Origin of the sequence: Brachybacterium sp. AOP29-B2-41, from assembly GCF_052378395.1 — a bacterium.
In the GTDB taxonomy this organism is placed as follows: Bacteria; Actinomycetota; Actinomycetes; order Actinomycetales; family Dermabacteraceae; genus Brachybacterium.
Window position 1 is genome coordinate 1 of record NZ_JBQSXR010000036.1, and the last position, 15017, is coordinate 15017.

The 15017-nt window shown below is 63.4% G+C and carries 12 protein-coding genes and 1 pseudogene; 3 read left to right on the forward strand and 10 right to left on the reverse strand.

What is annotated here, in order from left to right; genetic code table 11:
- On the reverse strand, positions 1-1037 hold a 1037-nt coding region (locus tag ACT3T9_RS18495), incomplete at its 3' end, for a hypothetical protein (protein WP_444607259.1).
- Between the two features lie 312 nt (positions 1038-1349).
- Between ACT3T9_RS18495 and ACT3T9_RS18500 the strand changes: the two genes are divergently transcribed.
- Positions 1350-1634, forward strand: a complete 285-nt coding sequence (locus ACT3T9_RS18500) for a hypothetical protein (RefSeq protein ID WP_444607260.1) — start codon at positions 1350-1352, stop codon at positions 1632-1634.
- A 43-nt stretch (positions 1635-1677) separates the two neighbouring features.
- Here ACT3T9_RS18500 and ACT3T9_RS18505 read toward each other — a convergent pair whose 3' ends face one another.
- The 7 genes from ACT3T9_RS18505 to ACT3T9_RS18535 all read right to left on the reverse strand — a co-directional run bounded on the left by ACT3T9_RS18505 (position 1678) and on the right by ACT3T9_RS18535 (position 9975).
- Complete coding sequence (locus ACT3T9_RS18505; protein ID WP_444607261.1) at positions 1678-2760, reverse strand: hypothetical protein; 1083 nt, start codon at positions 2758-2760, stop codon at positions 1678-1680.
- 112 nt (positions 2761-2872) lie between these two features.
- Positions 2873-5095: a hypothetical protein gene (locus ACT3T9_RS18510; protein ID WP_444607262.1), complete on the reverse strand. Its 2223-nt coding sequence runs from the start codon at positions 5093-5095 to the stop codon at positions 2873-2875.
- A complete protein-coding gene (locus ACT3T9_RS18515; RefSeq protein ID WP_444607263.1) occupies positions 5092-6822 on the reverse strand; it encodes an ATP-binding protein in 1731 nt (576 codons plus the stop codon). Before ACT3T9_RS18515 ends, ACT3T9_RS18510 begins: the two co-directional genes overlap by 4 nt.
- Before the next feature lie 24 nt (positions 6823-6846).
- A complete protein-coding gene (locus ACT3T9_RS18520; protein ID WP_444607264.1) occupies positions 6847-7032 on the reverse strand; it encodes a hypothetical protein in 186 nt (61 codons plus the stop codon).
- 78 nt (positions 7033-7110) lie between these two features.
- Positions 7111-8418 carry an SMODS domain-containing nucleotidyltransferase gene (locus ACT3T9_RS18525; protein WP_444607265.1) on the reverse strand — a complete coding sequence of 436 codons (1308 nt, stop codon included), beginning with the start codon at positions 8416-8418 and terminating at the stop codon, positions 7111-7113.
- Positions 8415-9617, reverse strand: a complete 1203-nt coding sequence (locus tag ACT3T9_RS18530; protein ID WP_444607266.1) for an SAVED domain-containing protein — start codon at positions 9615-9617, stop codon at positions 8415-8417. The genes ACT3T9_RS18525 and ACT3T9_RS18530 overlap by 4 nt, the downstream gene beginning before the upstream one ends.
- 178 nt (positions 9618-9795) lie before the next feature.
- A complete protein-coding gene (locus ACT3T9_RS18535; protein WP_444607267.1) occupies positions 9796-9975 on the reverse strand; it encodes a hypothetical protein in 180 nt (59 codons plus the stop codon).
- A gap of 142 nt (positions 9976-10117) precedes the next feature.
- Between ACT3T9_RS18535 and ACT3T9_RS18540 the strand changes: the two genes are divergently transcribed.
- Entirely contained in the window at positions 10118-11431 is a 1314-nt protein-coding gene (locus ACT3T9_RS18540) for a DNA cytosine methyltransferase (RefSeq protein ID WP_444607268.1), read from the forward strand.
- Between the two features lie 153 nt (positions 11432-11584).
- Complete coding sequence (locus tag ACT3T9_RS18545) at positions 11585-12430, forward strand: HNH endonuclease (RefSeq protein WP_444607269.1); 846 nt, start codon at positions 11585-11587, stop codon at positions 12428-12430.
- A gap of 387 nt (positions 12431-12817) precedes the next feature.
- Here the strand turns inward: ACT3T9_RS18545 and ACT3T9_RS18550 are convergent.
- Both ACT3T9_RS18550 and ACT3T9_RS18555 read right to left on the reverse strand, forming a co-directional pair.
- Positions 12818-13700: pseudogene (locus tag ACT3T9_RS18550) on the reverse strand (IS1634 family transposase); the annotation flags it as partial.
- Between the two features lie 453 nt (positions 13701-14153).
- Positions 14154-15017 (reverse strand): hypothetical protein (locus ACT3T9_RS18555; protein ID WP_444607270.1); only part of this gene is annotated, 864 nt, incomplete at its 5' end.

Below are 15017 nucleotides of genomic sequence, written 5' to 3' on the forward strand. Positions count from 1 at the left end.
TTAAGTAGAGCCGACTGCGCCCCGGGAAGGACAAGTCCGAGGTACAGGATGGCGAACGTCGTAACAGAGACCAGCCAAGTTCGTGCGCGCATGCCCCGCCATGGAACCCTAAACTCTGCTCTCGCTTCCTTCCTCGGGTCACTACTGTACGACGAGACCGCGTGAACAACCCCGTCCTCCGATGCATCCGAGGTATTTTCGTCCGCAGCGCCCTCCGGCATTGTTAGAGAGGAACAAACGACATTGTCTGGAATTAGAATTTCCAAGTGGTGAGAGGCTGCACCCGTAGGGTGACTAAGCTGATAGGAAATCGCGACGGGCTCCAATCCTGCGGCGCCATACAGCCGATTGCGCAGATTCCTACGTGGCATCTGGCTGGGTATTTGATGAGAATACTTAATGACCACGCGCGTCCCGGTATACCGTGCTGGCACCAGAACAAAGAGCACATAGGCCTTCGAGAGGCTTTTCAATAACTCTCCTGCAAAATTGCTCAGGAGACCCGGCTCAAGCAGCATATGTCCGTCGAAGCTTCCAAATTCAACCAGGTTTGTGCTGGTCTGGGTGGCGGACTCCGCGTCATCGTCAAGGACCGCCATGAGGGCGAGATGAAGCATCTGAGCATCAACCCCCTCGACTAAGGCGCTCTCCATCTCGTAGCGGAGCACACCGAGCATCAGGTCGGTGTACTCGACCCGGCCGATCACTGGAAGCGGCTCACCGCCAGGGCCACGCATGTCGAGCTGGCGCAACACGCCTTTCTTCATATAGGTGATGGGGGTTATGAAAGATGCGGCCTCGTAATCCTGACCTTCTGAAATTTGGTATCGCAGTCCCGCGACATTTTGAGGGACACAGTCAATTGACACCCGGACGACAGAGTAATTGCCTTCCTGGAACTTATGACTTTCCACTTTGCGTAACTGCCATTGCCGCTGCATGAACAGCAGTTCACCCAAAGCTGCTGAGCGGACGTTGTCAATCTCAGCAAGGGTCGTACCGGCCGTCGATTCGCATACTTCACATTCGTGCGGCATGCTTTCACGGAAAAATTCATTCGCACGTCTGAGCGCCTCCCGAAGCCAAAAGCCAACCCTTTGTCGATGACGCACTCGCGGAGCATCGATGGACGAACGGCACTGCGACGCTTCCTGCTCACACGACGAGTTCACGTCTCCATTTTGGCCCAGGGAGTGGACGGATGGTCAAGATTCGCAAATTATGCAGACTCTCGCCTCCTGCGCTCGGCGGAGAGGGTGTGCTTTGGAACCGCCGCAGAGAGCCGGAGGTATCTTGCCTCAGCTGCCCGCCCGCAAGTGGAGAGTCGCCGACACGGCCAAGGTTCGAACGTGGAGGGGCACATCGTGGGCTACCTCAGCCTGCTGGGCGTGCTCATCCCGCCGCTCGGCGGAGTGCTGATCGGCGACTGGATCGCGCGCTGGCGCGGCGGGCAGCCGGCGCTGGAGACGCTGAGCGAGAAGGTCCGGTGGCAGGCACTGGTGCCGTACGTGCTCGGATGCCTGATCGCGTGGGTCTCGAACCAGTTCGGGATCGGGATCGCGCCGCTGAACGGGATCATGGTGGCGCTGGTGGCGGCCTGGGTGCTGGGGCGGCGCAGCGTCGACGCCCGCTGAGCCCTGATCCGCCGACGTTGCAGGGTGCAGCGATGATCACAGCTCAGTTCAGGAACGTGGCCCAGGACCTCATCGATGGGTTGGTGTAGAAGGACGAGACCGGGTCGGGAGATCGCGGCTCGGCATCGAGGCTGAGCATGAGCAGCGTGTCCGAGACCGGCGCCATCTCGACCGGGACAAGATCGTCCTTCACGCTCGGCCCGTCCATGAACTCGGTGAGCCTCGACAGGACCCCGTCGAGCTTCTCCGCGTCCACGCGCACCACCCCTCTGGTGGTGTGCTCCGTGGCGGAGGTGAGCTCCGTGGCGAAGTACCACTCGCGGAAGGGCGGGTGTCCCACCCCGGGGCCGTGGGGGCTCCAGAGCAACGACTGGGCTTGGGCGACATGTGCATCGGGGAGATCGACGACGTCCACCATCTCCTGAAGACCCTCGAAGCAGTCGAAGACCGAGGCATCCCCTTCGAACTCGGGAGTCTCGACGGACTGGAAGAATCGCAGCTCGTCGCGATGCTGCGTGATCTCCACAGGCGGCAGTTGGAGGCCCTGCATCGCTTCGGTCGGGACCAGGCGCCCGTCGTCGAGGACGTATCTCACGTTACCGTCGGCGTCGGGGACCGAGAGAATCTCCTCCATCTCCTCGATCAGGGTGTCCTCCACGCCGCGCCAGATCGCAGCCTGCCTGGAGCTATGTGCCGTGAGCACCGCCACCTCGGGCGCGAAACGGAAGTGGTTGGAGTTCAAGGTGGCATCGATCGGGTACGGCCCGTGCACCGACGGGGGCCCGATGAGGGCGCCCGGCTCGGTGATCCGAGCGACCTCCTCGCGCACGTAGTTCTCGTCGTACAGGATCGGGGAGAGATCATCCGGCACGTCGAACAGCTCCCCGATCGCCCGAGGCCGGGTGACGTTCACTCGGAACGGGGACTCCAACGGGACGGGAACATCGACGAGGCTTCCCGTCTCCCTGCTCCAGATCCCCGGGTCGATCGCCGAGAGCAGGTCCTCGAACGACCTGCCACCGCCGAAGGAGGGGAGCTGTGGCACCAGGGAGCACCCGGTGAGCAGCCCCAGGCCCCCTCCGAGCACTGCGCCGAGCACAGAACGGCGTCCAAGCGTGTGATCCATGAAGCTCCCCCGACCGACATCGATGCCCTCAGCGTAATCCGCGAACGGACTCGCTCCCACTCCGTCTCCAGCCGCCGACTACGCCCGCCCTCCGGTCTCCCTTCTGCGGGATTCACCCCTCCGGGAAGAACCTCTCGCGCAGCAGCTCGGACTGCACGGCGTTCCCGTTGCGCCGATCGAGCGCTGCAGCGATCTCGCGCGCGTCCTCGCGCAGCCGCGGCCCGCGCTCGTCGGCCTGTACGTGCTCGAGCAGGGCGCGCGCCGCCCCGGCGAAGGTGTCGAGGTGGGTGGGGTCCCCCGGAGTGGTGTCCGCGAGAGCGGCCTCGAGCACCCACCCCCGTGCCTCCGGGATCTGGGCCGCGACCGCGAGCAGCACGGACCGCGGCAGGTCCCCGAACTCCTCGAAGTCCCGATCGACCTCCTCGAGCTGCGCGATGACCGCGGCGACGGCGTCGTCCGCGACCTCGCCCTCCTGCAGCGCGGCCCAGACGCTCCAGGCGAGCGCCGCCCGCTGCTGGGCGGGGTCGTTCGACGCACGTAGCACGCCGGCCACGAGCCCGGGAACAGCGCTGGCGTCCACCGGCGAGAGGATCCGCGCCAGATCGAGCAGCACGTCGAAGGGGTCCACGTCGCCCGCCTCGGCCTCGAGCCGAGTGCGGACCTCCTCGAACAGCGCACCGATCTCAGCAGACTGCCCGAGGTGGACCGCCCGGGCGAGCTGCGCCACGGCGATCGGTGTGGTCGGCATCCCCGCCACGGCCCGCAGAGCGATCTCCGCGGTGACGATCTCCTCGATCCGGTCCAGCGGGATCGCGGGCAGGTCCAGGGCGGTGAGGATCACCGGGAGGAAGAGCCCCGCGGCGGCCTTCTCGAGGGCCGGGTCGACGCCGTCCGGTGCAAGCGCCTGGGCGCTCTGCGCCCTCTCGTACCGCAGCACCAGCGCCACGTGGTCGCCGGCCTGATAGGTCTGGAAGGCGTGCATGAGGTGGGCGACGAACTCCGCCGCCGGCATCCTCAGCTCGCGGCTGCGGGCGATCGTGGCCGCGACGATCGCCTCGGCCTCCTCCTCGGAATCGGCCTCCAGGACCGACCTCGCCTGTCCGTGGAGCTCCGCGTAGCAGTCCTTGAGCGAGAAGGGTACGGACTCGTTCGTCACCGGCGAGGTGCGCCTCGGGATCCACCCCGCACGCAGGATCCGCTCGGCCAGCGCCTCGGGGTCCGCGTCGGCTCCGCTCGTCACGGGTGTGGCGGGCGCGAGGCCCGCGAACCAGATGTCCTGCAGCTCCCGGGTGTGGACGTCGGTCCCGCCGCGGGCGTCGTGCGCCGCGGCGGCCTCCGTCGCCAGGGCGCGCAGCAGCTGCGCCTCTTCGCCCGTCGGGTCCTCGAGGGCGCGGCTGCGGGCGAGGGCGGCCTGGAGCCGCCACTCGGTGTGGTCGAGCTGGCTGTTCTCGAGGCCGAAGTCGGCGGCGACGCGGGCATCCTCCGGGCGGTGCTCCAGCACGAGCAGCAGATCCTGGATCTCCGCGGACCGGACGAGGCGGTCGATGCCGAACTGGGCGACCAGCTCATCCCCGATACGGGCGGCGACGTCCTTCCTGCCCGCGCGCGCGGACAGCGACCCCAGATCCGTCCGCAGCAGCACGAGCTGGGTGCTGTCGTCCCGATCCATGTCGATCGGTCCGGGCGGGACGCCCATCGCCGTGAAGCGGCGGGCGAGCGTCGCCGCGGCGAGGGCCGGATCGAAGCGCTCGAGGAGCATGATCTCGCGGGTGACGGTGTTGGCGTCGAACGGGGGCCAGTCGGGGCTGCCGATGCCCTGCCACTGGTCCAGCAGAGCGAGCGCGCGCTCCTGCTCGCCGAACTCGACGGCGAGGGAGGCACGCGCGAGCGTCACGTTCGCGAGGTCATCGCCGTGCTTCACCGTCTGCTGCTCGACGAGGTCGACGATCCTCTCGAGCTGCGGGCGCGCGAGGGACGGATCCTTCGCCACCGTGACGACCAGGTTCGCGACGGAGCCGAGGAACCCGCGCCGGTTCTCGGGGTTGATGTGGTCGCCGTAGCGGCCGACGATCTGCATGAGCCTCACGTACGCGTCCAGAGCCGCCGCCGGCATGCCGCCCGTGCTGTAGATCGCGTACTGGCCGAAGCGTGCGCTCGCCGCGAGGTGGGGCACGCCCTCCGCCTCGCAGTCCGCGATCTGCTCCTCCCAGGCGCGGATCGTGTCCAGGTCATCGGGCATGTCCCAGATCTCGCTGCTGCGGTCGACGAGCGCCCGCACGCGCTGCGCCTGCTCGCCGGTGAGATCGGCGACCTCGTCATACCGGATCATCGTCATCCCCTGTCCTCGGTGGTGCGGTTGTCGGTGGTGCGGGTCTCGGTGCGTGCTGCCGCCAGCAGCAGGCTCTGGAGCGCCCCGGCCAGGCTTGCCTGCTCCTCAGCGCGCAGCCGGATGCCGGCCTGCAGCAGGCTCAGCAGGTGCAGGGCACGGATCGCCTCGGCCCGGGTGGTCGGGGCGAGCCCGCCGCCGAGGGCGCGCACCGCCTCGGCGCGGAGGTTCAGCACGAGGGTCGGTCGGGGATCCGCGGGGCCGACGGGATCGACGGGATCGACGGGCGTCGCGCCGCCGAGCAGGTCGGCCCACGGGTCGTCCTCGAACACGAAGCCCGCAGCGCGGCCCGGGACATGGAGCACGAGCTGGCTCACCGGGCGGAAGGCCCGCACCTCGGCCGTCGCTCCGAACTGGTCGAGCACGGCACGCGCCGCATCGCCGATCTGCCCGGCGAGATCCGCGTCCTCCCCGAGCGGGGCCGGGAGATCCTCCAGCAGTCGTGCCAGCTCGAACTCGCGCGCAGTGAGGCGGGTCTGCGCCCTGTCGTACGCCCGCAGCATGGCGGCGCCGTGGGTGTAGGTGCCGTTGACGAGCAGCCCGCCCTGCGCCTGCACCAGCGGCGCGTAGGTGGTGAACTCCCGCTCGTCCGTGGTGAAGGTGATCCGCGTCGGCATCTCCACGAGCCGCATCGCGCCGGCGCTGGTCTCCCAGGTGAAGTGACGGGCCACGAACTCCAGCATCTCCGCATGCGCGACGGCCAGGGCGAGCAGGCTCTGCCCGTGCACGGCGACGAACCGCGAGAAGACGACGGGATCCCCGGCGGCGAGCCGTTCGATGCCCGCGTGGATCTGACGGCCGATCTCCTCACGGGCCGTGGCGAGGGCGCCGGACTCATGCAGCGACTCGCGCGAGGCCGTGAGGCCCAGCGATCCCGCCTCGACGGCGACCCGTGCGAAGGTGACCCACTCGGGCACCAGCTGGGTGTTGTCGGCCGCGACGGACATGCCGTGGGAGAACACCCGATCCCCCGCGCGTCCCCGCCCGGGCGTCGCCTCCCCGGTCACGAAGGCGACGCCACGGATGCCGAGCATCGGCACGTCCAGCGGGATGCTCGCCAGCGGCGCGAAGCCGAAGACGTCCTCGCACCAGAGCCCTAAGGCGTGGTCAGGCAGGTCCCACGGGGCAGGATCCCCGCTCACACGCACCGCGGGCCGCGGATCACCGGCCACGGCGACGGTGATCGGGACGGCCAGGAGGCTCGCATACTCGCGAGCGAGACGATGCACGCGGCCGGCGCCGACCCATTCCGCCTCATCCGGGCGCGCATGTACCCGCACCACGGTGCCCGGCTCGGCGAGCGGCTCCGGCGCGGGCGCCACCGTGAACGTGCCGTCGCCCCGGCCGACCCAGCGCATGGTCTGCGCCTCCGGGTCGCGGGCACTGCGGGAGGTCACCTCGATCTGGTCTGCGACGAGGAAGCAGGACAGCAGACCGATCCCGAACTGGCCGAGGAACTCGCGCCGGGCCGCGGCGAGCTCCTCCCGCTTGCTGGAGGCGCCGATCGTGGAGAGCAGGCTGCGCGCATCCGCCTCGGTGAGACCGATGCCGTAATCACGCACCGTGAGCGCCCCCGCGACCGGGTCCACGACCAGCTCGATCGGCGGCAGGTCCCCGTGCTCTCCACGCGCCACGACCGCGTCCCGGGCGTTCTGGATCAGCTCACGCACGTACACGCGCGGACTCGAGTACAGGTTGTGCTACAGGATCTCGACGATCCCGCGCAGATCGACCTGGAAGTTCTCCGTGGTTCCGGGACTGTCGCGGCTCACCACATCGACCTTGCTGCCCGGCACGTTCCGGACGTCTTCGGCCACGCGACCGGCAGCGTCCTCTTGGGCGATGACGAACTTGATCGCTCGATTCTCCGTCTCATAGTGGGACATCGCCAGGAGCTTTTTTGTGCCATGGCTGAAGCGTGCTACGCGGTACCGACGGATGAGCGGAATTCTACGAACAGGATCTCAGCGCGGCTGAATGATCACCGGTTGCCGGTCCATGGCGACGCAGACGTTGTCCTGGACGATATACACCTCGACGTAGTGGCTTCCCGCGAACGCCGTGCTCTCGTATCGGCTGGTGCCGCCCTCCATGACGTCACCGCGTGGCTGGCCCGCCTGGACAGCCTCCGAACCATGGTTCTTCACCTTCCAATAGACCTCGTAGGGCCCCATGGCATCCACGTCTCGCAACTCGAAATCGATCGTTCGATGCTTCTGTACTCGGTCTCCGCGGCGGGGCAGATCGTAAGCTCGTGCAACTCCGGCACGGCGGACTCTTCCGAACAAGGTGACGCGATTCTTCAAGCGAATCGGAATGCGCAGAGTTGTGTCGATGAACTGTTCGGCGGGCAGTGCCTTCTGTGATGCCTCAACAACCGGCTTAGTGAACGATGGGCCGAAGACCCTCTGCCAGGCAGCCACGGACTCGTCGACGGTCTCCGCGTCGTATGCCTCCCGCATCTTCGTGGCGTAGTAGAGGATCTGGTCCCGGAAGTTCGAGTATCCGTCTTGGTCCCATCGCTCCCGAAAATCACGGCCGGTGCCCGCCGGATCGTAGATCGGCGGCATCGTCGGGTTCTCCTGCAGATAGTCGTTGAGGTCTTCGATGATGTGCACGAGCGCTGTCGCGATGTCGCCGTAATACTTCGTATCGGTCGCAGAGCGCCAGCTCTCGATGGAGTTGCCGACCAGGATCGTCAGCAGCACGGACTTGATGGAGAACGTTGTTTTCGAGTCGCGAAGGTACTTCAGCAGTCGCAGTACTGCCTGGAGGCGACCTCCACCTACGATGCGCGACTTGCTCTCCAACCATGCAGTGAACGCCTGTGGGTCAGTGCTCTCCCACGAGTCGGACTTGTTGTTGGTGATCGCCGGGCGGTTCTCGACGAATGGAATGACATCGATATGGAAATCGTCCGCGTAGTCGATGTAGACGCATCGCGTCCGCTTGTGGGCCTTACCCTTATACGTCGAGCTGGCCGCGAAAGCACGTTTGAGCTCCGCGGTGTAGTCGGCTGGTGACCAATCAGGATGCTCTGTCATCGCGAGGAGCACATCAGCATCAAACTCCCTGCCAGCAACTGGCTTGATGATCGTTCGCTGCGCGTACGATCCCTGTGGCACGACGTCGATGAAGTACTCCCCGAAGACTTCGTGATCGCGCAGGAACGTCGTGACCGCGTCCACGCGCCGGTTGAGATTCGCGATGCGGGTGTCATTGAGGTTGATAGTGTTCTTTAAGAAGGACTTGAAGTAGGACAGCAGCTTCATCGGGGCAGCTCCAATGCGAAAGAGTAACTGGCTTCGTGATCAACACGGTCGTAGATGCGTACCGGCGGGTGGACTGAGGCATTCACCGACCGGCCGATCGCAACAGCGATAGTCGTTGGGACTGCGGCTATGACGTTGACAGCGTCAACTCCCGGGAAAGTCTCGATGTCGGCAATGACTGCACGCCAGCATCGTGAGAACAGGTCAACTGACGTAGCTGTATCCACCAGATCGAAGTTCGGCGTCGCGTCGGCGGGGCTGATCTCGTAGACGCGCGCTCCGACATTGGTCTCTGCCGGGATTCGCTCCCTTCCGATCGAACCGGAGATGGAGAAGAGCACAGTTGCTTGCGTCGGCGCGCCGGAACCGCTGTCAAGCACATTCCATTCGAAGTCTTGATCCGTGCCGACATCTGGCCAACCCCACGTCTCCTTGCCGCCGCGACGCTTCGGGTACACGACAGTCGGGACCGTGTCGTCCAACATGGCTCCAAGCGCGATGAGGATCGGAATTCGCGCGAGAGGGAAAACTGCGATGCTGACGACAGTGCGATCGGCCACGAGCGCGCCGAGCCGCCCTAGCCGATCCCGGATGCACTCAACTGCAGCGATCCAATGGAGCGAAGTGCCCTCTTTCTCGCCTGGGAGCTTGCGGAGATCGATTTCGTACTCGTCGGTTCCCAAAAGCGCGTACGAAGGGTACTGGCCGACGGAAACCAGGGCCTCATTAACCGCGGATTGCGCAAGTTGCACTGGAGATCCATGGATGGTGTCGACCAGGCGGAGGACTGTTGTGCTGTCTTGGTGCGCCAGTGCCGTGAGCATCTTGATTCGGTGTTCATGCTGGCGTTTGAATTCTCGAAGCCGATCGGCGGTGTACACGTCCCAGAGGCTCTTGCTATCGATGACGCGATGCTGGTCGTAGCAGATCAGCATCAAGTTGTCCGCCTCGTTGCGACAGTCGACGCTCATTGGATCGGAACCGCGGGGGGACCCTTCTGTAGTGTCCCACCCGACGATGTGCGCAAGTTGGCCGATGAATACAGGTTGCCCCGTGATCTCGTCGTCGAGGAGCCATCGGTTGCAGAACGTGCATCGACCACCGGCTGCAACCCACACCCGTCGAGACACACGATCGCGGATACTACGCGTTGTATTGTTCGGGCCGATCGCACTGTTGAGCGGAGCCTTATTCGTCACCGTGCCTCCTATCGCGCCAGTCGTCGGTTATCCGTCGAGGCGGAACATCTTCTCCCTGTGGACGATACCTACAGGCACCGACAAATGGAGCTGAGAATCCACCAGTTCATAGGACGGACCGGGGGTGCTGGGATAACACGATGGCTCAGTCGTTCTCGGCCACGCTGAAGACCGAGTTCTACGACCGTCGATCCTGGCCGCCCGGGTCGAAGCCCATCGTGAGGTTGCCCGCTGGATCGAGATCGTGTTCAACCATCGCCGACTGCACTCCAGCCTCGACTACACCAGCCCGGTCGCGTTCGAGAACGGCATCAAGCGCGTTCAGGCCGAGACCAAAGAACATGCAGATCAGGCTCACGCAACTTCATCAAACGTCAAAGACTGGCGGGCAGGCCCGAAGACCACGATCAGGTGGAGTCCGGGAGCATGCTCCACGTTCGCCCGCACGTGCCGAGCATCATGCATCGTCTGTCAGCGTGCCCTGCGAGAATGGGGTCACCATGGATGAGAACCTCAAACCCGCCGCGCTGACCACGGTCGAGATCTGCGCTGGCGCAGGTGGCCAGAGCCTCGGGCTGCACCGCGCCGGCTTCCGGCACACACTCGCCATCGAGCTCGACGTAGATGCAGCCGCAACACTTGAGCGCAACTTTGTTCGCCTTGCGGCTGAGGAAGGTCTGCCGGAGCCACTGGTGGTCGTGGGCGACGTTGCGGACGAGTCGGTTTGGAGGCCAGAGGACTACCGCGGGGTTTCGCTTCTCGCCGGCGGTGTCCCGTGCCCACCGTTCTCCCTTGCTGGCAAGCAGCTCGGTTCTTCTGACGAGCGCGACCTGTTCGCCTGGGCAGTTGAGGTCGCGGGCAGGATGAGGCCTGACGCCGTGCTCCTGGAGAACGTTCGAGGATTGTCCATGCCTAGGTTTGCTGGGTATCGACAGGCAGTTCTTGACCGGTTCGCCGAACTCGGATATCACGCCGACTGGCGGCTACTGGAGGCCAAAGACTTCGGCGTTCCCCAGCTAAGGCCACGATTCATCCTCGTTGCGCTCCGCGAGGAGTTCGCGCCGTACTTCAAATGGCCCGAACCGAGTTCCGACGTCGAGACGGTAGGAGAGGCACTCGAGTCGCTGATGGCCGCAAACGGCTGGGAAGGAGCAACTGACTGGGCGAGACACGCAAATCGCGTTGCTCCGACAGTGGTCGGCGGCTCGAAGAAGCACGGAGGGCCGGACCTTGGGCCGACGCGTGCCAAGCGTGAGTGGGCGAAACTTGGCGTCGACGGTTTAGGCGTCGCCGATGACGCACCGAGTCCTGATGCGCCTCGCGGACACGCTCCGAAGCTGACGAATGAAATGGTGGCTCGCGTTCAAGGCTGGGGAAAACCTGGTTACGAGTGGGACTTCGGCAACCGTAAGGGTCGAAAGACTGCGATCTATCGCCAGATAGGGAACGCATTCCCACCCCCAGTGGCGTATGCCATTGGCACTTCGATCGCGTCCGCCCTCCGCAAGGAGGGCGAGCGCGGAGGCGACCACGGCATGGGGGGACGGTCCCATGACGAGGTGTATCGAGCGATGAGAGAGCACGGTGACTACGTCTCCGTTGCCGGGCTACGCAAAGCGCTCGGCGGCACACTGACGGATCTGGAGATCGAACGAAGGATCGACTTCATCTCCCGTGACTTCGAGATCGACACCAAGACTCGCAGCGGCAGATCGTCCTACAGATTAGGCGAATGGCGTGCCTTCCGCGGTCAAAGCGACCATCATCGACACACTGCATACGCGGAAGACAAGCTTCGGGCACGGATAAGTTAGCTTTGCCTGAAGATAGCGAAGAACGTTGCGACCGCCTCAACGGCCACCCGCTCGGCAAGCTCAGGCAGATATCGCGCGACTCCGAAGCGCTCTCTAACGTAACTGGCTCTCCATTCGTGACACACGGCTTCAAATTTCGGCTAACCTTCGGTCATGACCGAGAGCGCACCCAAACTGCCAGCCGAGGAGCTTCCCGAGCCCTACAGCGAGGAGCTTAAGGCTTCACTTCGCCATCGCGGACACGGCAGTCCAGCGCACCAGCATATCTATGCTTGCCTGTATGAGCGGAGCGACTCTCCCCCGACGGATTCAGAAATTTCCGAGTACGTCTTCCAACAAATGGGAATTCGACACTCGCAACTTCAGCGCCGCCGGCGCCAGATTGGCGAAGTATTCCTCATCAAGAAGGAGCCGGGGCACCGATACCGACTCGCGGGCCGGCTCCCAAAAGAGCTTTCACAAGCAACATCGATCAGCCAGAAAGTGCGATTCAGCGTTCTAAAATCGGGGCGCTGCAGGCTGTGTGGACGCTCCGCAGCGACCGACGGAGTATCCCTCGTCGTAGATCACATCCTCCCCCAGGCATGGGGCGGCACCGACCTCGAGGAAAACCTGCAACCACTCTGCACCGAGTGCAATGCCGGGAAAAAGGATTATTACGGGGATTTCGATCAGTATTCGGAGCTTATCCAAAAGGCCGCTTCGGCCGAAGAGCCGCATCGCCGCATCGCATTACTCCTCCACGCCTTCGATGGCACATATGTGCCCTCAGAACTTCTTGGTGCGGTGGCCTCCGCGAAGCAATATCAAGAAGATTGGCAGAAACGCACGCGCGAGCTTAGAGAAATCGGAATCGACTACGAAACAAAGAAGCGAAAGTTGCCCTCGGGTCGCTTCGTTACCGACTGGCGCCTCACAAAATGGACCGACCTTCCATCGGAACCGCTTGCGCCACTAATTCGACGCAACGAGCGACGGAAGAAGAATGACAATCACTGACTTCCGCAAGAACAATTGGAATTCTCCGCTGAACTAGTCTATTTGCAGGGCGCCTCCAGGAATTCGCTTCGATGCCCCTTCTTGGCAAGCCCGCACGCCAACACCGCTCGTCGAAGTCTGAACTACTACCCGAACACCGCCAAGTCGGCCTCGCTAACGCGGCTGGAGGGCGCCGGGCAGGACCGACGGAGGCAGGTGCTGGACACGTCGAAACCTTCGCACTGGCGGGAAAGTATCCCCCTGATCAACAGACCTTGGCGCGCACCCTCACTCTGACGCACCTACCCAAATGCTCGCTGCTCCCCCTCAACAGAGAGGAGCCCCAAAGGGGCCATCCTGCAGCCCGAGCTATCACGCTCACTGCAAGGGCGTCTGACTTGCATAGGTTTAGTGACCCACGGTGTCCGGGGCCTCGAGGGCGTTGAGGATGTGGCGAGCATCGACGGCTAGCGGTTCGGCGGCGGCGTGGAGGTGTCCGCCGGCGTTGACCTGGACTTCGAGCAGTGGCTTCACGGTCCCGATGATCCTGCGGATGCTGATTCCGGTGAGGTCTTGCGGGTCGCGGGCGGTCGCCAGCGAAGTGAACACGATGGTCAGGCGGGTTTCGATCGCATCGCGATGGTGGTGGAACGTGCGGCTAGCCTGCAGGTCCGTCTTTGACATGCGGAACAACTGCTCGACGTGCCAGAGGTCGTGGTAGCTGAAGAGCACCGCTGCCGCAGGCATGATGGCTGCCTCGATGTTAGTGACGTAGCCCTTCAGCCCCACGAGGGATCGAGCCTTCTCCAGGGAAACTTCATCGAACTCACCTCCGGCGGGGGTGGTCTTGACGAACCGAGTCCCCTTCGAGTTCGCATCGCCGGCGATCACAGGCCTGGCCCGGTTCTCCTGCTGGGCGAGGGTGTATTCATCGTGCACGGCCCGCTTGCGGGAGTAGGCCCGGATCGCTCGCCAGCCCCCGGGAACTCGTCCGCGTCCCAGATCGGCTCTCGCCGACGCCGATTCGTCTCAGTCTTCGTGTTTCCTTGGCGCGGGGTGATGGTGTCGATCAGCTGCCCGTCGGTAAACGCATCGCCGTGCCAATGAAAGTGGTTGGCCAGGTCACCTCGCACTTTCTTCGGTCTCGAGACGACGATGAACCGTAGTCAGGCCTCGCCGTTCGAGTTCAGGTTCTCTATCGAGAGCATCCCGGCATCGGCAACGACAACCATGTCGGCCAGGCCGTGACGGTCCCGAACTGCTTGATCATCGGCACGATCGTGCAGGTCTCGAGCGCACCATCGCTGGCCCCATCACCCACTACCGGGCGACGAGCGGCCTGGCCCCGAGACCCGCTACCGGTGGACCCCAGCGAGGCGAATATTCAATCTTCTTCGGTGTCGCCGACGCCGGGCGATCCCCCACGGCACCTTCCGCTCCGTCAGCGAGCTCACCACCGCGATTCGGCGCTTCATCGACAACTACAACGAGGACTGCCAGCCCTTCGCCCGGGCCAAGACCGCCGACCAGATCCTCTCGAAAGCCAAGCGTCCAACCACTTCAGATACTCGACGTTAGCCAGACCCGTGAAAGTCATGGCTGAACTCGTGGCTTCTCGGTCAGCATTCTGCCAGTGCAGAAGATTCGGCGAAGGTTTCAATGCAGGCCAACACCGCGAGGATCGCATCTTGCAATCGCTCCAGCTGAAGTCCTACTTTTTACCGCGAAAGTCTCAACTGGCGACCTAATCGGCTCCGCTGCCGCCTATGGCGACGCGATCTTCCATGGATAGTACGAATACTTCCGGGTAAGCCTCAAGTAGCTCTTCGGTAATAAATAGCTTCAATCCAGCCGCTTTTGCCAGTTCTGCGAAAATATCCGATTTTTCCATATGGCACGCTATGAGCACAACTTGCAGCGGCGTAATTTTTGGGTTTGCTATATATTCATCGAGAATTCCTGAGTCGAACAATTCCTCAACACGTCCCGTATCCACCTCAAAGACCTCCTGGAGTCTCGCAAGAGAGAGTCCAAATCGCGTCTCATCTTCCGGTCTTCTTGCACGCGGCCATCTCGCCAACAGCTTGAAGTCCAGCGCTAACGTCACATCCACCGGTGCCGAGGATTTTTGCAGTCGCGCAGCGACCTCGAAATTGGAAATAATTCCATCGACCATCTCTAGGGCAGCCCGCGCCTGCCCTGAAACTCTCTGGGCTGCCCAGGAGCCACTAAGATCACGTCCACCTTTATATAGTGCATCGTGAGTAGCTCTCCACCAGGCGTACTGAAGCCCTGTGTGTATTTGAATTTCGAAGGAGCGATCAAGTACCGGACCCGAAGTAGCAACGACCGGACTAATGGAGCCCCTTAATCTTGCGTGCAAATGCAAATCATCGTAAACAAAATTTGAAGCGATCGAAAGATCCCTTTCCTTTTGCACAACTGAGAGTATCGCGCCTATTTCCTCCTTGGCAGATATAAGTTCCTTCTGCGTTGGAACTACAACCATTGCTCCGTAGAAGTCTTTTAGCTGCCGCAAGCTTTCCACCGTTCCGGTCTCTAGCTTTGAAAGGCAACTTGTCGCGGATTTTATTCTATCGTCAAAAAG

What these genes read in the sequence shown, in the direction of transcription:
- ACT3T9_RS18505 (WP_444607261.1), bottom strand. Translation starts at nt 2,760, where the DNA reads ATGGATCACACGCTTGGACGCCGTTCTGTGCTCGGCGCAGTGCTCGGA.
- ACT3T9_RS18520 (WP_444607264.1), bottom strand. Translation starts at nt 7,032, where the DNA reads ATGTCCCACTATGAGACGGAGAATCGAGCGATCAAGTTCGTCATCGCC.
- ACT3T9_RS18525 (WP_444607265.1), bottom strand. Translation starts at nt 8,418, where the DNA reads ATGAAGCTGCTGTCCTACTTCAAGTCCTTCTTAAAGAACACTATCAAC.
- ACT3T9_RS18545 (WP_444607269.1), top strand. Translation starts at nt 11,585, where the DNA reads ATGACCGAGAGCGCACCCAAACTGCCAGCCGAGGAGCTTCCCGAGCCC.
- ACT3T9_RS18510 (WP_444607262.1), bottom strand. Translation starts at nt 5,095, where the DNA reads ATGACGATGATCCGGTATGACGAGGTCGCCGATCTCACCGGCGAGCAG.
- ACT3T9_RS18540 (WP_444607268.1), top strand. Translation starts at nt 10,118, where the DNA reads ATGGATGAGAACCTCAAACCCGCCGCGCTGACCACGGTCGAGATCTGC.